Origin of the sequence: Pseudothauera rhizosphaerae (genome assembly GCF_004801305.1) — a bacterium.
In the GTDB taxonomy this organism is placed as follows: Bacteria; Pseudomonadota; Gammaproteobacteria; order Burkholderiales; family Rhodocyclaceae; genus Pseudothauera; species Pseudothauera rhizosphaerae.
In genome coordinates, this window is the sequence record NZ_SSOD01000011.1 from 137,574 (window position 1) to 157,420 (window position 19,847).

Annotated in this window: 19 protein-coding genes; 12 read left to right on the forward strand and 7 right to left on the reverse strand. The window is 64.2% G+C overall.

Annotated features, from left to right (window positions below; translation table 11 throughout):
- Positions 1 to 871: 871 nt before the first annotated feature.
- On the forward strand, positions 872 to 2,056 hold the full coding sequence (locus E6O51_RS14395) for an integrase domain-containing protein (RefSeq protein ID WP_136385688.1): 1,185 nt from the start codon (positions 872 to 874) through the stop codon (positions 2,054 to 2,056).
- Here the strand turns inward: E6O51_RS14395 and E6O51_RS14400 are convergent.
- The 5 genes from E6O51_RS14400 to E6O51_RS14420 all read right to left on the reverse strand — a co-directional run bounded on the left by E6O51_RS14400 (position 1,997) and on the right by E6O51_RS14420 (position 5,848).
- Entirely contained in the window at positions 1,997 to 2,572 is a 576-nt protein-coding gene (locus E6O51_RS14400) for a PIN domain-containing protein (protein ID WP_136385689.1), read from the reverse strand. The two genes, E6O51_RS14395 and E6O51_RS14400, sit on opposite strands and share 60 nt — an antisense overlap.
- Complete coding sequence (locus E6O51_RS14405; RefSeq protein WP_136385690.1) at positions 2,569 to 3,036, reverse strand: helix-turn-helix domain-containing protein; 468 nt, start codon at positions 3,034 to 3,036, stop codon at positions 2,569 to 2,571. The genes E6O51_RS14400 and E6O51_RS14405 overlap by 4 nt, the downstream gene beginning before the upstream one ends.
- Positions 3,037 to 3,135: 99 nt before the next feature.
- A complete protein-coding gene (locus E6O51_RS14410; RefSeq protein ID WP_136385691.1) occupies positions 3,136 to 3,333 on the reverse strand; it encodes a hypothetical protein in 198 nt (65 codons plus the stop codon).
- Between the two features lie 199 nt (positions 3,334 to 3,532).
- Complete coding sequence (locus E6O51_RS14415) at positions 3,533 to 4,771, reverse strand: tyrosine-type recombinase/integrase (protein ID WP_136385692.1); 1,239 nt, start codon at positions 4,769 to 4,771, stop codon at positions 3,533 to 3,535.
- A 210-nt stretch (positions 4,772 to 4,981) separates the two neighbouring features.
- Positions 4,982 to 5,848: a YicC/YloC family endoribonuclease gene (locus E6O51_RS14420; RefSeq protein WP_136385693.1), complete on the reverse strand. Its 867-nt coding sequence runs from the start codon at positions 5,846 to 5,848 to the stop codon at positions 4,982 to 4,984.
- A gap of 92 nt (positions 5,849 to 5,940) precedes the next feature.
- Here E6O51_RS14420 and E6O51_RS14425 point away from each other — a divergent pair, with 92 nt between their 5' ends.
- From E6O51_RS14425 to hemW, 5 genes are read left to right on the forward strand one after another with little or no spacing between them, the layout of a single operon-like run.
- Positions 5,941 to 6,888, forward strand: a complete 948-nt coding sequence (locus E6O51_RS14425) for a serine/threonine protein kinase (protein WP_136385694.1) — start codon at positions 5,941 to 5,943, stop codon at positions 6,886 to 6,888.
- An 11-nt stretch (positions 6,889 to 6,899) separates the two neighbouring features.
- The gene (locus E6O51_RS14430) at positions 6,900 to 7,817 is read left to right on the forward strand and encodes a PP2C family protein-serine/threonine phosphatase (protein ID WP_136385695.1); all 918 of its coding nucleotides are present in this window, start codon (positions 6,900 to 6,902) and stop codon (positions 7,815 to 7,817) included.
- 10 nt (positions 7,818 to 7,827) lie between these two features.
- Positions 7,828 to 8,544 carry a ribonuclease PH gene (gene rph, locus E6O51_RS14435; protein WP_136385696.1) on the forward strand — a complete coding sequence of 239 codons (717 nt, stop codon included), beginning with the start codon at positions 7,828 to 7,830 and terminating at the stop codon, positions 8,542 to 8,544.
- 29 nt (positions 8,545 to 8,573) lie between these two features.
- The gene (rdgB, locus tag E6O51_RS14440; protein ID WP_136385697.1) at positions 8,574 to 9,179 is read left to right on the forward strand and encodes an RdgB/HAM1 family non-canonical purine NTP pyrophosphatase; all 606 of its coding nucleotides are present in this window, start codon (positions 8,574 to 8,576) and stop codon (positions 9,177 to 9,179) included.
- The gene (gene hemW, locus E6O51_RS14445; protein ID WP_136385698.1) at positions 9,176 to 10,405 is read left to right on the forward strand and encodes a radical SAM family heme chaperone HemW; all 1,230 of its coding nucleotides are present in this window, start codon (positions 9,176 to 9,178) and stop codon (positions 10,403 to 10,405) included. Before rdgB ends, hemW begins: the two co-directional genes overlap by 4 nt.
- A gap of 15 nt (positions 10,406 to 10,420) precedes the next feature.
- Here the strand turns inward: hemW and E6O51_RS14450 are convergent, their stop codons facing one another.
- Entirely contained in the window at positions 10,421 to 10,972 is a 552-nt protein-coding gene (locus tag E6O51_RS14450; protein WP_230976804.1) for a hypothetical protein, read from the reverse strand.
- A 112-nt stretch (positions 10,973 to 11,084) separates the two neighbouring features.
- On the opposite strand from E6O51_RS14450, the gene E6O51_RS14455 reads away from it, so the two are divergent.
- From E6O51_RS14455 to E6O51_RS14465, 3 genes are all read left to right on the forward strand, one after another.
- Positions 11,085 to 11,507 carry a hypothetical protein gene (locus E6O51_RS14455; protein ID WP_211091415.1) on the forward strand — a complete coding sequence of 141 codons (423 nt, stop codon included), beginning with the start codon at positions 11,085 to 11,087 and terminating at the stop codon, positions 11,505 to 11,507.
- 123 nt (positions 11,508 to 11,630) lie between these two features.
- The gene (locus E6O51_RS14460) at positions 11,631 to 12,599 is read left to right on the forward strand and encodes a helix-turn-helix transcriptional regulator (RefSeq protein ID WP_136385699.1); all 969 of its coding nucleotides are present in this window, start codon (positions 11,631 to 11,633) and stop codon (positions 12,597 to 12,599) included.
- 97 nt (positions 12,600 to 12,696) lie between these two features.
- Entirely contained in the window at positions 12,697 to 12,915 is a 219-nt protein-coding gene (locus E6O51_RS14465) for a hypothetical protein (RefSeq protein WP_136385700.1), read from the forward strand.
- Positions 12,916 to 13,690: 775 nt separating this feature from the next.
- Here the strand turns inward: E6O51_RS14465 and E6O51_RS14470 are convergent.
- Positions 13,691 to 14,731 (reverse strand): IS630 family transposase, encoded by a 1,041-nt coding sequence (locus tag E6O51_RS14470; protein ID WP_136385701.1) that lies wholly within the window; start codon positions 14,729 to 14,731, stop codon positions 13,691 to 13,693.
- Positions 14,732 to 15,063: 332 nt separating this feature from the next.
- Here E6O51_RS14470 and cas9 point away from each other — a divergent pair, with 332 nt between their 5' ends.
- From cas9 to cas2, 3 genes are read left to right on the forward strand one after another with little or no spacing between them, the layout of a single operon-like run.
- Positions 15,064 to 18,432: a type II CRISPR RNA-guided endonuclease Cas9 gene (gene cas9, locus E6O51_RS14475; RefSeq protein WP_136385702.1), complete on the forward strand. Its 3,369-nt coding sequence runs from the start codon at positions 15,064 to 15,066 to the stop codon at positions 18,430 to 18,432.
- The gene (gene cas1 / locus E6O51_RS14480; protein ID WP_211091416.1) at positions 18,419 to 19,321 is read left to right on the forward strand and encodes a type II CRISPR-associated endonuclease Cas1; all 903 of its coding nucleotides are present in this window, start codon (positions 18,419 to 18,421) and stop codon (positions 19,319 to 19,321) included. The genes cas9 and cas1 overlap by 14 nt, the downstream gene beginning before the upstream one ends.
- Positions 19,322 to 19,345: 24 nt before the next feature.
- Entirely contained in the window at positions 19,346 to 19,654 is a 309-nt protein-coding gene (cas2, locus tag E6O51_RS14485) for a CRISPR-associated endonuclease Cas2 (RefSeq protein WP_136385703.1), read from the forward strand.
- The last annotated feature ends 193 nt before the right edge of the window (positions 19,655 to 19,847 follow it).

Consider the following 19,847-nt stretch of genomic DNA (forward strand, 5'->3'; position numbering starts at 1 on the left):
ATGTCCAGTCAAGGCCCGGCGAAACGCGGCCGATTGGGGCTAGCGTCTGCCTAATCGGCACTTTTTGCGCTTGCAAGGGCGCGCATCCCGCCCCACACTGAAAACGCTACTCCCCGGTCCAGCTGGCATTCCGGTGCGTGCATCGAGCACGCGAACATGCAAGCCTTTCAAGTCGCGGTGATCGTCATCGCAGTGCGCTTCGCGCGCCGTTGATCCGGATGCTCTGGCATCCTGAGTACCCTTCCCAAGCGCGGCGCCATGGCCTGACCATGGCATCCAGTCGTATCGGCGTACCAGATGCGCCGGTGCGGTCATGCGCCCCGGAGGTCGTCTGCCCTGAGCAGCGACCTCCCCGGATGGCGGCCCGACCGCCAGTGCCTGGAGCACGTCCGTCCCCCGGTTGTCCCCGAGGCAATCCAGGGATGTCCTTCCCTCGTGTTTCTTCAAGCCACGAATGACGCCTGCCCTGCGGGGCCGGCGTTCGAGTTTTTCCTCCCCGCACTCACGCACTGACCTCGGTCAGCCGTGCCGCGCCGCTGCGTGCGGCCGCACGGCCCGTGTGAAACGGTCTCGCGTGCCCGTCGCGGAACGGGCGTTGCCAGTCGAGCCGGCGGGAAGGATGAGTTCACGGTGCAGCCCAGGCACCGCGCCGGAGGTCACGCCTCCGGGGTTGCCTCGGGTTCCTTGAGGACCTGGTTCGCCACGGCGAACGCCACATCACGCCCGACGTGTGCTGGCTGGCGATCACTTTTACGCACCTCCGCGCCGCCCCTGCCTGAGAGAAGCGGCAAAGCACTGGCACCGCATCGGCCTTTCGAACCCACCGATATACGACTGAACGGGTTCTCCATTCCCGACACGAGGGAAGATCATGAATCAACGCAACGACGACTCGCACCAGACCGCACCTCATCCACGGCACCGCAACAGCCGGGGCCGCGCACGCACCTACGAGGCGCTAGCGCTGGACGACTTGCCTCCCAACCCAAAACGCTGCCGCCTGGTGCTGCACCTCATCCTGCGACGGCACAACTGGCGGCACAGCGGCAAGCACAAGGGGGTGAGCCACAAGACGATGGCGGAGCGGGCGCGCTTCTGCTTCTGGCTGTTCGACTTCCTGCGCGACCACCCCCGGCGCTTCAAGCTCGATCCGCGCTCCTTCAGCGGGCGCCACGTGGAAGCCGTCACCCGGCACTGGCAGACGGAAGCCCACGCCGGACGGATGAGCCCAGCAACGATCCAGACCTATTTCAGCTTCATGAAGACCTTCGTGGGCTGGATCGGCAAGCCACAGTTGCTCAAGCCCATCGCGAGCTATTTCGACGACCCGCAGCTCTACCGCCGGTCGCTGGCGAGCGGCATCGACAAGTCCTGGCGGGCCCGGGGCGTGGAGGTGGCAGCGGTGATCCGCGAGGTCGAGGCCTACGACGTGCATGCCGCCGCATCGCTCAAGCTGATGCAGGCCTTCCACCTGCGCTTCAAGGAAAGCACGATGCTCCGGCCGCACGTCGATGTGCTCACCGCCGCGCAGGCCGGCCAGCCGGAGGACGGCGCGGCGTTCTACCTGGATACGCATCGCGGCACGAAGGGCGGACGCGGACGGCTGATCCCCATCGACAACGCCCTGCGCGCAGCCGCCATCGACTACGCGCGCAAGGTCGCCGTGGGTGTCAACGACAGTGTCAGCGACCCGCGCCTGGACCTGAAGCAGGCGCTGCGCCGCTTGCGCTACGTGATGGAGCGCCACGGCATCACCCGCGCCGCGCTCGGCGTGACGCCGCACGGCCTGCGGCACCAGGGGGCGGCCGAGGACTACGAGGCGATGACCGGGAAGCGGCCACCGGTGGCCGGCGGTACGCCTGTCGATAGCGCACTCGACCGCCAGGCCCGGCAACGCATCGCGGACCACCTCGGGCATGGGCGCGTGCAAATCACGAATGCCTATTGCGGCTCCCGCAGGCCCGCCGCGGCGCGCTCACCGGCGCAACCGATGCCGTCAGAGAATGGCTCGATAGGTCGAGAGGGCCTTGACGGTCTGAACCAACCCCTGGCGTAGAAGCACGTCGAGGTAGCGGTCCACGTCGAGCGGCGGGTGCCTCAACTGCGCCCGCTGTTTCTGTGCTGCCGCGACAACCGCCGCCGGGTCGAGGTCGAACAGGTTGTCGACAAACAGGTCGGGGTGCTGCGCCTCGATGCCATAGGGCGCAAGAGCGGCTTGCGGGAAATCCTTCTCGTTGAAGGTCACGATGACGCTGGCGCTGCAGCGGATCGCTGCGGCAAGCACGTGGCGGTCGCCGGGATCCGGCAGGGTCAGCCCGGCAACGAGGTCTTCGTGATCCGTGACCAGGCCATCCGGGATCGCCTGATCCATCAGGGCCGATGTGCGGTCGATCTGTTCACGGGTCAGGTCCGGCCGCTTGGCCAGCAGGTTGCGCTTCCATTCTTCGTGGATCTGCAGACTCCACCGCGCCCGGAAGCGGCCTGACAGGCCGGGCCACATGAGGAAATCCCGCAATGGCGCCGGGTATAGCACGCATGCGTCATAGACGGCTGTGAACGGCGACTGCCTCATTCGTAGCCCATGCCCAACGCCTGGGCCTGCTTCGCCAGCGCCGCCATCGCGTCTTCGCTGGACTGCTCCCGCCGGGCCTTGAACCGCATCAGGTCGGCAAAGCGGACACGGCGGTGCTTGCCGGCCTTGTGGAAAGGCAGCGCGCCTTCTTCGAGCAGCTTGACCAGGTGCGGCCGGGAGACATTGAGCATGTCGGCGGCCTCTTGCGTCGTGAGTTCGGCATGGACCGGCACCACCTTGACGGCATTGCCCTCGGCGAGTTCGGCCAGGATGTCCACCAGCAGGCGTAGCGCGGACGTGGGCAATTCCACCCGGTGGGCTTGGTTCTTGTCATCGAAGATCTGAATCTGCTGCGTTTCGAGGCGTGTGGCCAGAAAGGCGGCCAAGGCACGCTGGCCTTCCACGGCAGCCTGAACCTCGCGCTCGACTGGCAGCGACACGTTGGACAGGGCAACGGTAGACATGTGGCTTTCCTGCGTTTGATGAATGGTGCCTACACCATATTCGAAACAAACGTAAATCGCAATAAACGAAACGAATCAGTAGCGGTCTTCACAGTCACGTCAATCGCGCGAAATGATGGCCTGGGTGATCTTGTCGAACAGTTCTGGACGTTCTTCGGCAATGAGATCGAGCCAGCCACGCACGACATCCGCAAACTCGTCCTCCGTACGCACGTGGCTCACGTCGATGCCGAGCGAGCGGAACTCATCGACTTCGTGCCGGGTGAAACGCAGCGTTCCTTGAGCAGTGCGAAGCATGGAGGTCCTCCTTGACGTCCCCATCAGCCTCATGCCGACCGCTTGCGGCGGGCGTCGACCTTGGGCAGATGTCGGCGCTGGCCCAAGGTCTAAAGGATTTTGTCGGCGATAGCCAGGCCCAGGGTCGCTTTTCTGGTCTTTAGGGCGGTTCTTGGCCGATAAGTGCCATTACTCTGGCTCTTGATTGAAGGCGGTGCCGTCACTGTTCCGCGCGTACCGTCGCATCAAGCAGTTGCGCCCATCGTTCCAAGGCCACCTTGCGTTCCTCGAAGTAGTCGTACTGGTTGTACACGCCCTCCACATCGCGCAGCTTGTGGTTCAGCGCCCGTTCGGCGACGAAGCGATCCACGCCGAGCGCCGCCATGTGGGTGCGCGCGGTGCGCCGCATGTCATGCACGGTGAAGTGCGCCACGCCGTCCAGCGGCAGGCGGCGCAACGCGACGTTCAGCGTGTCGGGGCTGACGTGGCCGAAGCGGTTCCGCCTCGCCACACCGCCCTTCCTGTGGATCCGCCGGCGGGCGGGAAACAGGTATTCGCTGTTGCACGCGAACACCTTCACCTCCCCCAGCCACTTCAGCACCTGGGGCACCAGCGGGATGTCGATGGGCTGGTTCGTCTTGGTGCGGGAAGGATGCAGTGACCACACGCCGCGCCCCAGGTCGAACTCCGCCCACCTGGCCGACAGCAGTTCCATCTTGCGCACGCACAGCGCAAGCAACAGCCAGACCGCTAGTTCGTTTTCCCGGCCGAAGTTCGGGGTGTCGCGCATAGCCTTGGCCAGCGCCGCGAGTTCGTCGCGGTTCAACCAGCGTTGCCGGGCAGGCTCGGTGCCGCCCGCATCGGAGATCTCGAAGCCGGAGGCCGGATTGGCTTCGATCCACCGGCGCTTCACGGCGAAGTGAAACATGCGGAAGAGGTAGCGCAGTGCATCGTTGGCTACCGTGGGCGCGCCGGCATCGAGGATGCGGGTGAGCACCCTGTCGATGTGCAACGGCCGTACTTCTTCCACAGCCAGTTTTCCGATCACCGGGTTGATGTGCCGGCGGATGACGCGCAGCACGACCTCGGGATGCTTGTAGGCTCTGGCGATATGGCGGTCGTACCAGGCCTGGGCCAGGGCCGCCACGTCGGTCCGCTCCCGGGCCTTGAGCCGTTCGGCGCGTTTCTCGGCGGCGACATCCACCCCCTGCTGGATGCGCGCCCGGTCCTGGCGAGCCAGTTCGCGGGCATCCTTGAGCGACAGGTCGGGATAGCGGCCGAGCACCTTCTCCCGGCTCATGCCACCGAAGCGGTACCGCAAAATCCAGGATGCATACCCTTTTGGGGCACCGACGGCGGTGGCTACAAAAGTCAGCCCGCCACCGATGCCGCGGTCCGTCGGCCCCCTGCTCAGCCAGGCCCGTAGCGTCTTGTCGGTGATGTGCTCAATCTCAGTCATGGCGCGGTCTCCACAGCGATTCACGAAGAAACTGTGGGGTAAAAATTCGGGCCGGAGCCCGGAAATCGCAGGGCATAGATTTACCCCACAATTTACCCCACAGAAATCGTGCGCTACACTGAAACCGCCTGCTACGTCATGACCCGAAAAACCACCCTAATCAACTGATTTTCAAGGAGTCTTTGGGATGGCGTGAGACCCCCAGAAACCTCACTCGATGTTCTGCACCTGTTCCCGCATCTGCTCGATCAACACCTTCATCTCCATCGCCACGCCGGTGACGTCAGTGGCGGCGGATTTCGACGCCAGCGTGTTGGCCTCGCGGTTGAGTTCCTGCATCAGGAAGTCCAGGCGCTTGCCGGCCGCACCGCCGGCCTTGAGGATGCGGTCCACCTCGTCCAGGTGGGTGGCCAGGCGGGACAGCTCCTCGGCCACGTCGACGCGCTGGGCGAAGAGGGCTACCTCCTGGCGGATGCGGTCTTCGTCCAGGCTGGCGACCGCGTCGCGCAGGCGGGTAGCGAGCTTTTCCTGGTGCTCGGCGACGATGGCGGGGATGCGCGGTGCGGCCTGATCGACCAGTTCGCGCATGCGCACGGTGCGTTCGCGGATCATGTCGGCGAGCTTGTCGCCCTCGCGCCGGCGCGCGGCGGCGAGTTCGTCCAGCGCGGCGCGCGCCAGTTCGACGATGGCCGGCTGCAGCTCGTCGAAGGCCGGACTGTCGTCGGCCAGCATGCCGGGCCAGCGCAGCACCTCGCCCACCGTCAGGCGGGCGGCCTCGGGCAGACGCTCGCGCACTGCGGCTTCGGCCTCGCGCAACTGTTCCAGCAGGCTGGCGTTGAGCGCCAGGCTGCGCGGCGCGGCTTCGGTGGTCTGCAGGTTCAGGCGGCATTCCACCTTGCCGCGCCCCAGGCGCACGGAGATCAGCTCGCGGATCGCCGGCTCGGCCTGGCGCAGGTCGTCGGTGATGCGGAAGGCGAGGTCGAGGTAGCGCGAATTGACGCTGCGCAGCTCCAGATGGAGGCTGACGCGCCCCAGATCCCGGGTCTGCGCCGCAAAGCCGGTCATGCTATGAACCATGGGTAAATCTCCGGGAAATGTCGGGATCGTTTACACTTTGCAACTTCTGCCCGACCCCGTGCGACGAAACGCCCATCCTAACCCGCCCGCAGATGCCGCCTCAAGCGAACGCTCCTCTGCCGACCGGCTTCCAGCTCGATCAGTACCGCATCGACCGGCAGCTTTCCCTCGGCGGCTTCTCCATCGTGTACCTCGCCTACGACGAGGACGACACGCCGGTGGCGATCAAGGAATACCTGCCCAATTCGCTTGCCGTGCGCAAGGATGGCGAACTGGAGCCCCAGGTGCCCGAGGAGAGCATGCCGGCCTTCCGTTACGGCATGAAGTGTTTCTTCGAGGAAGGGCGCTCGCTGGCCCGCCTGATGCATCCCAACGTGGTGCGGGTGATGAATTTCTTCCGCGCCAACGGCACTGTTTACATGGTGATGCAGTTCGAGCGTGGCCGCACGCTGCACGACTACATCCAGCGCCATCGCGGGCAGGTGAGCGAACGCTTCATCCGCGGCGTGTTCACCCGGATGCTCAACGGCCTGCGCGAGGTGCACGCGCACAAGCTGCTGCACCTGGACATCAAGCCCTCCAACATCTACCTGCGCAACGACGGCACGCCGGTGCTGCTGGATTTCGGCGCCGCGCGGCAGACGTTGATGACCGACCAGCCCATGCTCAAGCCGATGTACACTCCGGGCTTTGCCTCGCCGGAGCAGCTCAACAACCGCGACGCGCTGGGCCCCTGGAGCGACATCTACAGCGTGGGCGCCAGCCTCTACGCCTGCATCGAGGGCTGCGCGCCGCCGCGCTCGGACGAGCGGCAGCAGAAGGAGACGCTGCAGCCCGCCACCCGCAGCCATGCCGGACGATATTCAAGCCAACTGTTGGAAACCATAGACTGGTGCCTGAAACTGGACCCGCTGGAGCGCCCGCAGAGCGTTTATTCGCTGCAGAAGGCGCTGATGCGCAAGGAACCCGGCGATGCAATGCCGGCGGGTTGGTTCTCGGATCTGGGCAGCCGACTCCGGTCGTTCATCGGCCGTAGCTGAGGGACATCGCGTTGAAATTCACCATCTACCAGGAAAGCCGCATCGGGCGGCGCAAATCGAACCAGGACCGCATCGCCTACTGCTACACGCGCGACGCGCTGCTGCTGGTGCTGGCCGACGGCATGGGCGGACACCTGCACGGCGAGATCGCCGCGCAGATCACGGTGCAGTTCGTCGCCCAGGCCTTCCAGCGCGAAGCCCAGCCCATGCTGCAGGACCCGTCCATGTTCCTGTCGCGCGCGCTGACCAACGCGCACAACGCGATCCTCGACTATGCCTTCGACAAGGACCTGCCGGAGGCGCCGCGCACCACGGTGGTGGCCTGCGTGCTGCAGGAAGGCCACGCCCATTGGGCCCATGCCGGCGATTCACGCCTCTACCTGCTGCGCGGCGGCAAGATCGTCTCCCAGACCCGCGACCACTCCCGCGTGCAACTAATGATGGACCAGGGCCTGCTCGACGCCCAGAGCGCGGCCCGCCACCCGGGGCGCAACCGCATCTACTCCTGCCTGGGCGGCAATCACCCGCCGCAGGTCGAGTTCTCCGCCCGCATCCCGCTGCGTGACAACGACACCATCGCCCTGTGCAGCGACGGGCTGTGGGGGCCGCTGGGCGACACCGGCGTGCTGCTCGGCCTCACCGACCAGTTCGTCCAGGAAGCGGTGCCGCGCCTGATGGACAAGGCCGAGGAACTGGGCGGTCCGAGCTGCGACAACCTCTCCCTCATCGCGGTGCGCTGGCACGACGACAGCGCGCCCCTGTCGGCGGACGGGGTGTCCACCCAGACCATGACCCTGAACGACTTCACCACCCAGCTCGAAACCTTCGACCAGAGCCGCAGTCCGACCACCGCGCCGGACCTCACCGACGACGAGATCGAACGCGCGATCGCCGAGATCAACGCCGCGATCCAGAAATTCAGCAAGTAGGACCCGCCCCATGCGCCCCAGCCAGCGCCGGCCGGACGAACTGCGTCCGGTCCGCCTCACCCGCCATTACAGCCGCCACGCCGAAGGCTCGGTGCTGGTCGAATTCGGCCACACCCGCGTGCTCGTCACCGCCAGCGTGGAGGACAGCGTGCCACCCTTCCTGCGCGGCAAGGGCCAGGGCTGGCTGACCGCCGAATACGGCATGCTGCCCCGTGCCACCCACACCCGCAACGCGCGCGAGGCGGCCAAGGGCAAGCAGAGCGGGCGCACCCAGGAAATCCAGCGCCTGATCGGCCGCAGCCTGCGCTCGGTCGTCGATCTGGCCGCCCTGGGGGAACGCCAGATCACCGTGGATTGCGACGTGCTGCAGGCCGACGGCGGCACCCGCACCGCGGCCATCACCGGCGCCTGCGTGGCGGTGCATGACGCACTGGCGAAGCTCGTGGCCGACGGCAAGCTCGCCGCGAACCCGCTGCGCGACTTCGTGGCCGCCGTCTCGGTGGGCGTGTATCGCGGCACACCGGTGCTCGATCTCGACTACGATGAAGACTCGGACTGCGACACCGACATGAACGTGGTGATGACCGGCGCCGGCGGCTTCGTCGAAGTGCAGGGCACGGCCGAAGGCGCTCCCTTCACCCGCGCCGAACTCGACGCCCTGCTCGGCCTCGCGGAACGCGGCATCGCCCGCCTGATCGAAATCCAGAAGGCCGCGATCGCCGCCTGAGTTCGCCTGAAATCGCCGGAACCCGAGCCATGAGCACCCCCGCTGCCCGCCTCGTCCTCGCCAGCAACAACGCCAAGAAGGCCGCAGAAATGCAGGCCCTGCTCGCCCCGCTCGGCGTGCAGGTGATTCCCCAGGGCGAGCTGGGCGTGGGCGAGGCGGACGAACCACATGCCACCTTTGTCGAGAATGCGCTCGCCAAGGCGCGCCACGCTGCCATGGCCACCGGGCTGCCGGCCGTCGCCGACGACTCGGGGCTGTGCGTGGCCGCGCTGGGCGGCGCGCCGGGCGTGCAATCGGCCCGCTATGCCGGCGAATCCAAGTCCGACGCCCGCAACAACGCGCTGCTGCTCCAGCGCCTGGCCGGCGTCGCCGACCGGCGCGCGCATTTCTACTCCGTGGTGGTGCTGGTGCGTTCCGCCGACGACCCGCAGCCGCTGATCGCCGACGGCGAATGGCACGGCCAGATCCTCGAAGCGCCCCGCGGCGAGGGCGGTTTCGGCTACGACCCGCTGTTCTGGCTGCCGGAACTCGGCCAGACCGCAGCCGAAGTCGACGCCACGCTCAAGAACACCCTGAGCCACCGCGGCGCCGCCATGCGCCACCTGCTCGCCCGCCTGAAGATCGAACCGCTGTGAGCGCACGCCGCACCATTCCGCTCATCCCCGCGCCGCTTCCCCCCAGCACCCAGCCCCTGCCGCAACATCCACAGCTCACGGCCCCACCGCCGCTGGCGCTCTACATCCACTACCCGTGGTGCGTCAGGAAGTGCCCCTACTGCGATTTCAACTCCCACACCGCGCGTGCCGCCGAACCGCCCCACGAAGCCTACGTGGACGCCCTGATCGCCGACCTGCAGGCCGCACTGCCCCAGGTCTGGGGCCGACGCGTCCACACGGTGTTCATCGGCGGCGGCACCCCCAGCCTGCTGCCGGCCGCGGCGCTCAATCGCCTGCTCACCGCGGTACGCACCCTGCTGCCCCTCGACCCCCAGGCCGAGATCACGCTGGAAGCCAACCCCGGTACGGTGGAAGCCGCCCGCTTCCGCGACTACCGTGCCGCCGGCGTCACCCGCCTGTCGCTGGGCATCCAGAGCTTCGACGACCGCATGCTGGCCGCCATCGGCCGCATCCACGGCGGACGCGAGGCGCGCGCCGCGGCCGATCTGGCGCTGGAAACCTTCGATCGCGTGAACTTGGACCTGATGTACGCCCTGCCCGGCCAGACGCTGGATCAGGCCCTCGCCGACCTGCGTACCGCCATCGCCAGCGGCGCCGGGCATCTCTCCTGCTACCACCTGACGCTGGAGCCCAACACCCCCTTCGCCCACCACCCGCCGCCCCTGCCCGACGCCGACCTCGCCGCCGACATGCAGGATGCCATCGAAGCGGAACTGGCCGCCGCCGGCTTCATGCACTACGAAACTTCGGCCTTTGCCCGCCCGGGCCAGCAGTGCCGCCACAACCTCAACTACTGGACCTTCGGAGACTACCTGGGGATCGGTGCCGGCGCCCACGGCAAGCTCTCCAGCCATGAAGGCATGGTGCGCGAGATGCGCCACAAGTACCCGGAGCATTACCTCGCCGCCGCCGCGCGCAGCGACTTCGTCCAGGAACGGCGCGAAGTGGGGGTGGATGAACTGCCCTTCGAATTCATGATGAACGCCCTGCGCCTCACGGACGGATTCCCCCGCGGCCTGTTCGCGGCCCGCACCGGCCTGCCCCTGGGTGCGGTCGAGGCCGGACTGCGGGACGCACGCAACCGCGGCCTGCTGGAAATCGATGCCGAAACGATACGGCCGACCGAACATGGCCGCCGCTTCCTCAACGACCTGCTGCAGATCTTCCTGCGCGACGAGCCCTGACCGCCGACGCGCGGCTCAGATCACTTCGAGCAGCTTGGCGCGCAGCGCCTCGGCCTCGCGCCGGCCTTCGCGGCTGCCGACCAGCGAGTGATACCACTCGTCGAACAATGCGCGCAGCTCGCCATGATCGGCCGCCTGCTCGATGCGCTCCAGCAGGGAACTTGCCCCCACGCGGCCGACGAAGGCGCTGACGGTGTTGGCCATGAAATTGCGCGCCTGCTTCAGGCGCAGCGAATCGCCCGCGGCGGGCAATTTCCTGAACGCGGTGATCGACGGCAGCGGCCCGGCCGCCGCGCCGGCCTTGCCCTGCGCGTCGATCACGGCACCCACTTCGATATATCCGGACTCCTCCAGCAGGCCCAGCGTGTGCTGAAGATCATCGGACTGCAGCATGCCGCGCAGCTCCTCGACGGTGCGCTTGCCATCGACGAAGATCAGCACCCGCCGCTGCCGCGGCGTCAGTGCGCCGGCCCGGCCGTTGATCTCTTCCTGCCCCTTGGCGGTCTTGGTGAACACCACAGCCATGTTTGTCTCCGGTTTGTAGTTGTCATGGGCCGATTCTGGCATGACGAACAGCGACTTGGAAACATGGTGCTACACCTTTCCGCCCAAACCCCAGGCTCAGCCAGTGAGGCACCGCCCTTGCCAAACTGGCGCCGTCGATGGGAGGAAAGACATCATGAAAGAACACCAGGCCGGCAGAATGGAAATGAGCATCGTGGTGCCGTTGGCAGGTGCAGGAATACTATTTGCCGTCATCCTCGTGCTCGCACCTCACTACCGGGTTTACTCCGAGGAACTGCGCGGCAAAGCCATACTGATCGAAGCCGAATCCAGCCGCCGCGTGGCCGTGCTGGAAGCCGAAGCCACAAGGGACGCCGCCCTGGCCCTCGCGGCGGCCGAAATCGAACGCGCTCGCGGTGTAGCCGAAGCCAACCGCATCATCGGCGACAGCCTCAAGAACAACGAGGCCTACCTGCGCTACCTGTACATCGACTCCCTCAAACAGGCCCCCAACCAGATCATCTACGTGCCCACCGAAGCGGGCTTGCCGATTCTGGAAGCGGGTAGAAGCCTGCAGCCGGCACAGAACGGCCGATGACGGACACCCGGCCATGGATCTGCTGCTGCAGATCCGTCACATTCAGGGAACCGCTTGCCGTTCACCGTCGCCTCGGCGATGATCCGCGCATTATCCATCCAGGATTGCAGGCAACCGTCCCGCATGAACCGCGCCGAACGTATTTTCCACCTGCATCGCCTGCTCAAGGCCAGACAGCCGCCTTCCCTCTCCCGGCTGATGGAAGAACTGAACGCTTCCCGCGCCACCATCAACCGCGACCTGGAATACATGCGCCTCTTCATGGGCGCACCCATCGTCTACGACCGCAACACCAACGGTTACCGCTACGACCCGGCCGCGCCGGAGTTCGAACTCCCCGGTCTGTGGTTCAACCACTCCGAACTGCATGCGCTGCTGGCCTGCGAACAACTGCTCGAAGAAGTCCAGCCCGGCCTGCTCTCGCCCTACATCGGCCCGCTGCGTGCGCGCATCCGCAAGCTGCTCGGACAAGGCGGCGCCTCGGCCGAAACCGTCCGGGCCCGCGTGCTCCTGCGCAGCATCGCGCGCCGCGGCGTCAATGCCGAGAGCTTCGGCACCGTCGCCTCGGCCGTGCTCGGCCAGCGCCAAATCCGCATCGACTACACCGGCCGCGAGCGCGAGGAGACCACCACGCGCACGGTCCATCCGCAGCGCCTCGTGCGCTACCGCGACAACTGGTATCTGGTCGCCTGGTGCGAAACCGCCGGCAACCCGCGCATCTTCTCCCTGGACCGCATCGAAACCGCCCACCCGACGGACGAACCGGCGAGAGACCTGCCGGCCGACGGGCTCGACCGCTTCATGAACGCAAGCTTCGGCATCTTCTCTGGCGAAGCCCGCGCCTGGGCCGTGCTGCGCTTCACCGCCCACGCCGCGCGCTGGATAGAAAACGAAACCTGGCACCCCGACCAGATCGGCCAATGGCACGGCGACAGCTACGAACTGCAGGTGCCCTACTCCGACCCCCGCGAACTGCTGATGGACATCCTGAAGTATGGGCCGGAGGTGGAAGTCCTCGCCCCCAGGGAACTGCGGCGGGAAACCGCGGAGCGCCTGCGCGCAGCGGCGGCACGTTACCAGACCATGACGTGACACCCGCAGGTTCATCCCCATGCCATCCTGGAAGGCAAGAGGCTTGCCGGGACAACCGGCACCACAGCGAGGCCGGATAGCACGGAAAACAGATGCAATGAACGAAACGCAAGAAGCCCCCGTAGGTTGGGACAGTACGAGTTTTGAAGGCAGCCGCCAGGAGCAGTTGCGCAGGGCGCTGGCGATGACCGTACGGCAGAGGCTGGAAGCGATGGATGAGCTGAGTCGGCTATCGGAAGGGTTGCAGGCCATGCCTCACTGGTTTGGTTCAAATGCGACTCCCGAACGCGGACAGTACCCGGCATCGGGTACTTGAGCCCGGTCGCATTCAAACACCTCAAGGAGCACGGGCGATGGGGACAGGCCGCCACCGCACCCTTACGTTGTAGCGACAGCGCATGGGGTCTGCAGAGCGCCTGCAGCTCACCGTGGTGAGAATGCCCAAACGTGCCGTACCGCTGCTCCACAGGACTCCAAGCGCTGGATCACGAGCACCTATATGGATATCGTCATGCGCTGCCGGGAGAGCAACTTTGCTTTTTCCACGATGCGGTGCGTAGCTCGGCTCCCGTGGAAGTGGCAGGTTCCGGACGGAGCGCAGGTAGCGTCACGGGTAGAGTCGCAGGTACTGGTATCGTCGGCCGCCGCCCCGCTCGATAAAGCCGGACGTTGTCAGCGTGCCGTCACCAATATAGCTGCAATCCAACGAACCGGGCCAGATGACTACCTGGCACCCCTTGATAAGCCTCTCGCGAGGCAAGCACGATGTACCAGCGACGAAGGACAGGCATACGTGAATCATCAGAGGCAGCATAGTGGACCGTGCTGCTTCCAATGGCTGCCAACTCGTTCCGGCCACGATTCTCCGGGCCAGCGACCTTCGGCGATATCAAGCGCCTCATTGCCGCTTTCGATGGCCTCGTCCGCCAATGCTCGTGCCTCGCGTGCACGCCCCCTGGCGTGAGCCGCCCGGGTTTCGGCAACCAACTCCGTCATGAAGCGCTCGCGCAAATCGCGAACGGCTGCGCAATTCGGCCTGCTCTGCAACCTTGGTCTGGAACGTCTATTAACCCGGCAACCAAATAGAAGCTTTATTGAGCATAGCGAACAGCCTCATGCTTGAAGTACGACCGCACGCGCTCAGGCAGCGCGGCAATCCGCACCATGCATCGCTTTGCCTTTTCGGTGAGGGCGTGTGCCGTGCGGGCGATCGGCCCGGAGCGCAACGTCGTCTTGAGATCGCGGTTCAGGTACTCGTCGGGGTTGTGCTCGGGCGCGTAGGGCGGCAGGTAAAAGAGTTCGATCTTGTCGGTGCGCTCGGCCGCCCACTCGGTGACGCGCTTGGCCCGATGCACCTTGAGGTTGTCGACGATCAGAAACACCTTGCGGCCCGCGTCCTTGATGAGATCGCTCAGAAAGGCGATGAAGCGGTCGGTGTCGAGTGCGCCGTCGAAGAAGGTGAAGCGGACCAGGCCCTGGTTGGTGATCGCCGAGATCATCGTTGTGGCAGCGTGGCGGCCAGCCGGGATGCGCATCTCGGGCGTCACGCCCGCCGGCGCATAGCCGCGCACCCAGTGCGTGTCCTGGCGAATCGCCGTCTCGTCGGCCCAGTAGATCTCGCCCCCCTCGGCCTTGGCCCGCAGGGCGATTGCGGGATAGTCGATCTCGAGCCACTGACGCAGTTTCCCCTCGTCTTGCTCAAGGGCTCGTTTGACCGGCCGCTGCGGTGTGAAGCCCCAGCGCAACAGGTACTGGCCGACCGTGCGGATCGGCATCTCGATACCGAACATCGTCTTGATCGCCATCATCACTGCACGACGGTTCCACAGTGCGAACTCCAACTTCAGCTGCGCCGGGTTCGATCCCACGATCGCCAGTCGAAGTTGCTCTTCCTGAACCAGCGTCAGCGTACGCCCCGAGCCGTGCCGACGGCCGCGCTGGCCGCCCTTGACCGCTCCATCGAAACCGCCTTCGGCAGCTCGGCGTGACCACTTGAGAACCGTGCCGACATGAACCCCACAAACCTCAGCGATATGCGCCCACGTGTAACCCTGCTTGCGCAGCACGAACGCTTGCCGGCGAATGTGTTCGAGTGCTTCCGGAGGGAGCTTCCTAGCGTCGATCTTCTCCATGCCGGCATTATAGCGTCAGCTGTTTGATTGCCGGGTTAATAGTACGTCTTCTATACTACAAACCGTGAAATACTCGATCCCATTCGGTTATGAAGAGTACTAAGTTTGGGCCGAACGTTGGGGTCGCTCTTCCGCATCCACCGAGATTGCACCATGAATAGCTAGTTCGGTTGACGTTGGATGCTACTCGCGTAGGCAAGGGGACTTTATGGACATACAATGAAAAGCCCGGCGGGGTCACCGCCGGGCTGGGTACAGGTTATTCACCTTTATTGTAGCAACGGCTCTCACCCCGGATAGCCACAACGGGGCAGATTATGGGGAAGGATGGGATGGTTGACAAGACGCTTGGCCCACTGACCTTCGGCTTCGACATTGGCATTGCCTCGGTCGGTTGGTGTGTGCTTGCGGAAAACCGCATCATCGATCTGGGAGTGCGCTGTTTTGACAAGGCGGAAACTGCCAAAGAGGGCGAATCTCTCAATCTTGCACGACGCACCGCAAGGCTGATGCGCCGCCGTCTGCGACGTCGCGCTTGGCGACTGATCAAACTCGCACGACTACTCAGGCACACCGGACTGGTTGCCGACACCGATCAACTGCACCAACCGTCCGCTGTCTCACCGTGGCGGCTGCGGGTCGAGGGGCTCGACCGCCGCCTGACCGATGGCGAATGGGCGTGTGTCATCTACCACATCTGCAAGCATCGCGGCTTCCACTGGATCAGCCGTGCCGAAGAACGGAAAGCCGAAGGCGATGCCAAGGGCGAAGGCGGACGGGTCAAGAAGGGGCTTGCCGACACCCAGCGGCGCATGCAGGAGAAGGGATACCGCAGCGCTGCAGAAATGGTGCTGGCCGAATTTCCCGATACCCAGCGCAACAAGCAGGGTGACTACAGCAAGGCACTGTCGCGCATCCTGCTCGGAGAGGAGCTTGCCCGGCTCTTCAAGCGGCAACACGAACTTGGCAACACCCACGCCGACGCCGGACTGGAAGCGAAGATTCTGGGCGTCGGCGACCGCAAGAGTGGCCTTTTCTGGGAGCAGAAGCCGCCTCTGGCCGGCGTCGACCTGCTCAAGATGCTCGGCAAATGCACGTTCGAGAAGGACGAGTACCGCGCCCCCAAAGCCAGCTTCACCGCTGAACGGCATGTCTGGCTCACCCGCCTGAGCAACCTGCGCATCATCATTGACGGCGCAACGCGCCCGCTCGATGAGGAAGAGCGCCGTGCCGCGCTACCGCTCCCCTACAAGCAGGCAAGCGATCTTACGTACAAGCAGTTGCGCGTCGCCCTTACCAAGGCGGGACTGTTGCCGGACAGTTTCCGGTTCGCTGGCCTGAACTACCCATACGGAAAGCAGCCTGACGAAGCCAAGGTCAAAGACCCGGAAACGGAAAAGCTCATCAAGCTTCCCGCCTGGCAGGAACTGCGCAAGACGCTCAAGGACAAGGGGCTAGAAACCGAGTGGGAAGGCATGGCCGGCGCGGCGACTGGTGGCGACCCCACACTTCTCGATGAAGTCGCGCGGGTACTGTCCGTGTACAAGGACGGAGACGAAGTAACGGCGGAATTGCGAAAACTCCCGCTGCCCGGCGGTGAAAGGATGATCGACGCACTGTCCGAAATCAGCTTCGACAAGTTCCACGCCCTTTCTCTGAAAGCACTACGCAGGATCGTCCCGCACATGGAAGCGGGACTGCGTTACGACGAAGCCTGTGCAGCGGCGGGCTACCACCACAGCCAGTTGCATGCAGCGGGCGGTGGCGAACAGACCTATCTGCCACCGCTCTACTCCGGCCGGGACAAGGACGGGCGCATGGTCTTCAAGGAAGACCTCGACATACCTCGAAACCCGGTGGTACTGCGCTCCCTCAACCAGGCTCGCAAAGTACTGAATGCCTTGGTGCGCGCCTATGGTTCGCCCGCTGCGGTACACATCGAAATGGCCCGCGACCTCTCCCGGCCTCTCGATGAACGCAACAAGGTCAAGAAAGCTCAGGACGAGTATCGCGAGCGCAACGAAAAGGACAAGGCTGCCTTCGCCGCCGAATTCGACATGCCAGCCAAGAGCCGTGAATTCGAACGTTTCCAGCTTTACCGGGAACAGCAAGGCAAGTGTGCCTATTCGTTGAAACCACTCGATCTGAACCGTGTGCTACGCGACATCGGCTACGCCGAAGTCGACCACGCCCTGCCTTATTCACGCAGTTACGACGACAGCAAGAACAACAAGGTACTCGTGCTGACGGAGGAGAACCGCAACAAGGGCAACCGCACGGCTTACGAATATCTATCGTCTTTCCCTGGCGGTGAAGATGGCGAGCGCTGGCACAACTTCAAGATTTGGGTCGAGAGCAACAAGTCGTACCGGCAGGCCAAGAAGACGCGCTTGCTACGCAAGGATTTCGGGGACAAGGCGGCCGAGGAATTCCGCGAGCGCAACCTCAATGACACCCGCTACATCTGCCGCTTCTTCACGAACTACGTTGAGCGCCATCTGAAAATGGCCGCCGGGGATGACGGGACGGCGGCAAAGCGCTGCGTAGTGCTCAACGGCCAGGCCACCGCTTTCTTGCGCGCCCGCTGGGGTCTGTCCAAAGTACGCGGAGGCAGTGACCGCCACCACGCGCTCGACTCCGCCGTAGTTGCAGCCTGCAGCCACGGCATGATCAAACGCCTTGGTGACTATGCCCGCACGAGGGAGCTCGAAAAGGTCCGCGACGGATTCCCAGACCCGGAAACCGGTGAGATCGTCGACCCCGCCAAGTATCAGCAGTTGCATACCCATTTCCCCGATCCTTGGCCCCATTTCCGCTCCGAACTGAAGATACGCCTCGGCGTCGACGATGAAAACGAATTGCGCGAACGGCTGGCCATGTTCGATACCTACCCACCGGAGGCGTTGGCCGCCGTACGCCCGTTGTTCGTCTCCCGCGCACCGCAACGGCGTAACGGCGGCGCGGCACACAAGGACACCATCTACGCGCAACCCGAACGGCTCAAGCCCCAAGGCAGTGTGACGCAGAAGGTGCCCCTGAGCAGCTTGGCGCTGAAAGACATGGAAAAGCTGATCGACCCTCATCGCAACGAAAAACTCTACGCCGCGATCCGTGCCCGGCTCGAAGCTCACGGCGGCAAGGGTGACAGAGCCTTCCCGCCAGACAATCCGTTATGCAAACCCGATCGGGATGGCAACCCGACTGGACCCATCGTTCGAACGGTGACGATGGTCATCGACAAGCTATCGGGAATTCAGATTCGAAGCGGGATCGCCAAGAACGACTCCATGCTGAGGGTGGACGTCTTCCGCAGCAGGAAGGACGGGAAGTTTCATCTCGTGCCGGTGTATGTACATCATGCGGTGGCGAGAGCGCTGCCAAACCGGGCAATCGTGGCGTTCAAGGACGAAGATGAATGGACAGTGATGAATGGGGATTTCGACTTCCATTTTTCCGTTCATCCTAACGACATGCTGCGAATCACCCTCAAGAAAGAGAAGCATCTCGGATATTTTGCAAGCTGCAATCGTTCTACTGGCGCCTTCAATCTTTGGTTGCACGATCGCAACTCGCGGGAGGGCAAAGGAGGAATGATTGAAAGCATCGGTATCAAGACTGCCGTAGCGGTTGAGAAGTTTCACGTCGACGTGCTCGGCAACATCTACCCCGCCCAACCGGAGACCCGCCGTGGTCTGGCGTAGCGTGATGATCTCCCGTCCCGCCCGGCTGCGGCGGGAGCATTTCTCCTTGGCGATCGATCAGGAGGAAACAGCGTTTGTGCCTCTTGAGGACATCGCGGTCATCGTACTCAACCACCAAGAGATCACCTTGACCCATCCGGTGCTCTCGGCCTGTGCGGAGTACGGCATCGGACTTTACGCCACTGGTCGAAATCACCAGCCCGCCGGAGTATTCCTGCCCTTTCTGTCCCACTCGCGCACCACACGCATGCTGCGCAAGCAGTTGGACATCACTCGTCCCACAGCAAAACGTGCGTGGGCCAGTATCGTCCGCCGCAAGATCGAGAACCAAGCCACTTGCTTGCGGCTGTGCGGCAAGCCAGGCGAAGATAGGCTCGCCTCCTACGCCCGGCGGATACGTTCGGGCGACCCCGATAACCTGGAGGCCCAAGCCGCAGCGTTCTATTTTGTGCAGTTGTTCGGCTCGGATTTCCATCGGTCAGACGAACGCTGGATGAATGCGGCCTTGGACTATGGCTATGCTGTGTTGCGCGGCGCCATCGCCCGCGGACTGATAGCCCACGGCCTGCATCCGACCATCGGCCTGTTTCACGGCAGCGAACAGAACGCATTCAATCTCGCGGATGACCTGATAGAGCCGTTTCGTCCGCTGGTCGACCTGCATGTCGTTAAGCATACAGCCTCCACCGAGGGCGATCTGATCCCCGCAGACAAACAGGCGCTGATAGCGTTGCTCAACGTAGACGTCGCCATGCCACAAGGAAAGATGTCGGTACTTTCAGCCATCGAGTACGCCGTCGAAAGTCTCGTACGGGTTTATGAAGATGGCGAATCTGCTCTTGAGCTACCCACTCTCGTCGGCTTGCGGGCACACCGACTGGAGTACTGAGTGAGCCACGAGACGAGGCGATACATGCGCTTGCTCGTCTTCTTCGATCTGCCGATGGTCACTAAGGCGGAAAAACGCGCCTACGCGCAATTCCGCAAGTTCCTGCTCAACGATGGCTACGACATGATCCAGTGGTCGGTCTATGGACGCATCCTCAACGGCAGCGACGCCGAAAAGAAGCACTTGGCAAGGTTGGCCGACAACCTACCGCCGGAAGGTTCTGTGCGTTGCATGACAGTGACCGAGAAGCAGTATGCCGGGATGCGCCTCATGGTGGGCATGCCCCTTTTTCAGGAAAAAAAGGTCGCGGCGGCTCAGATGCTGCTCTTCTGAGCAAGGAATGAAAAAGAGAAGCCCCCGCCCCGACCGAAGCCGGGTGGGGGTTAAGGCGAGGTCTAGGGAAGTGCTGAACAAATGCCCGCGGACCGATTTCGAGCGCGTATCAGTGACGGGCTTTCGACTTTGATGGCGTTTTTCGCTTCCGATCGGGTCGTCCTCGGGCTGTTGCCCTCCGTTTTTGCTCCTT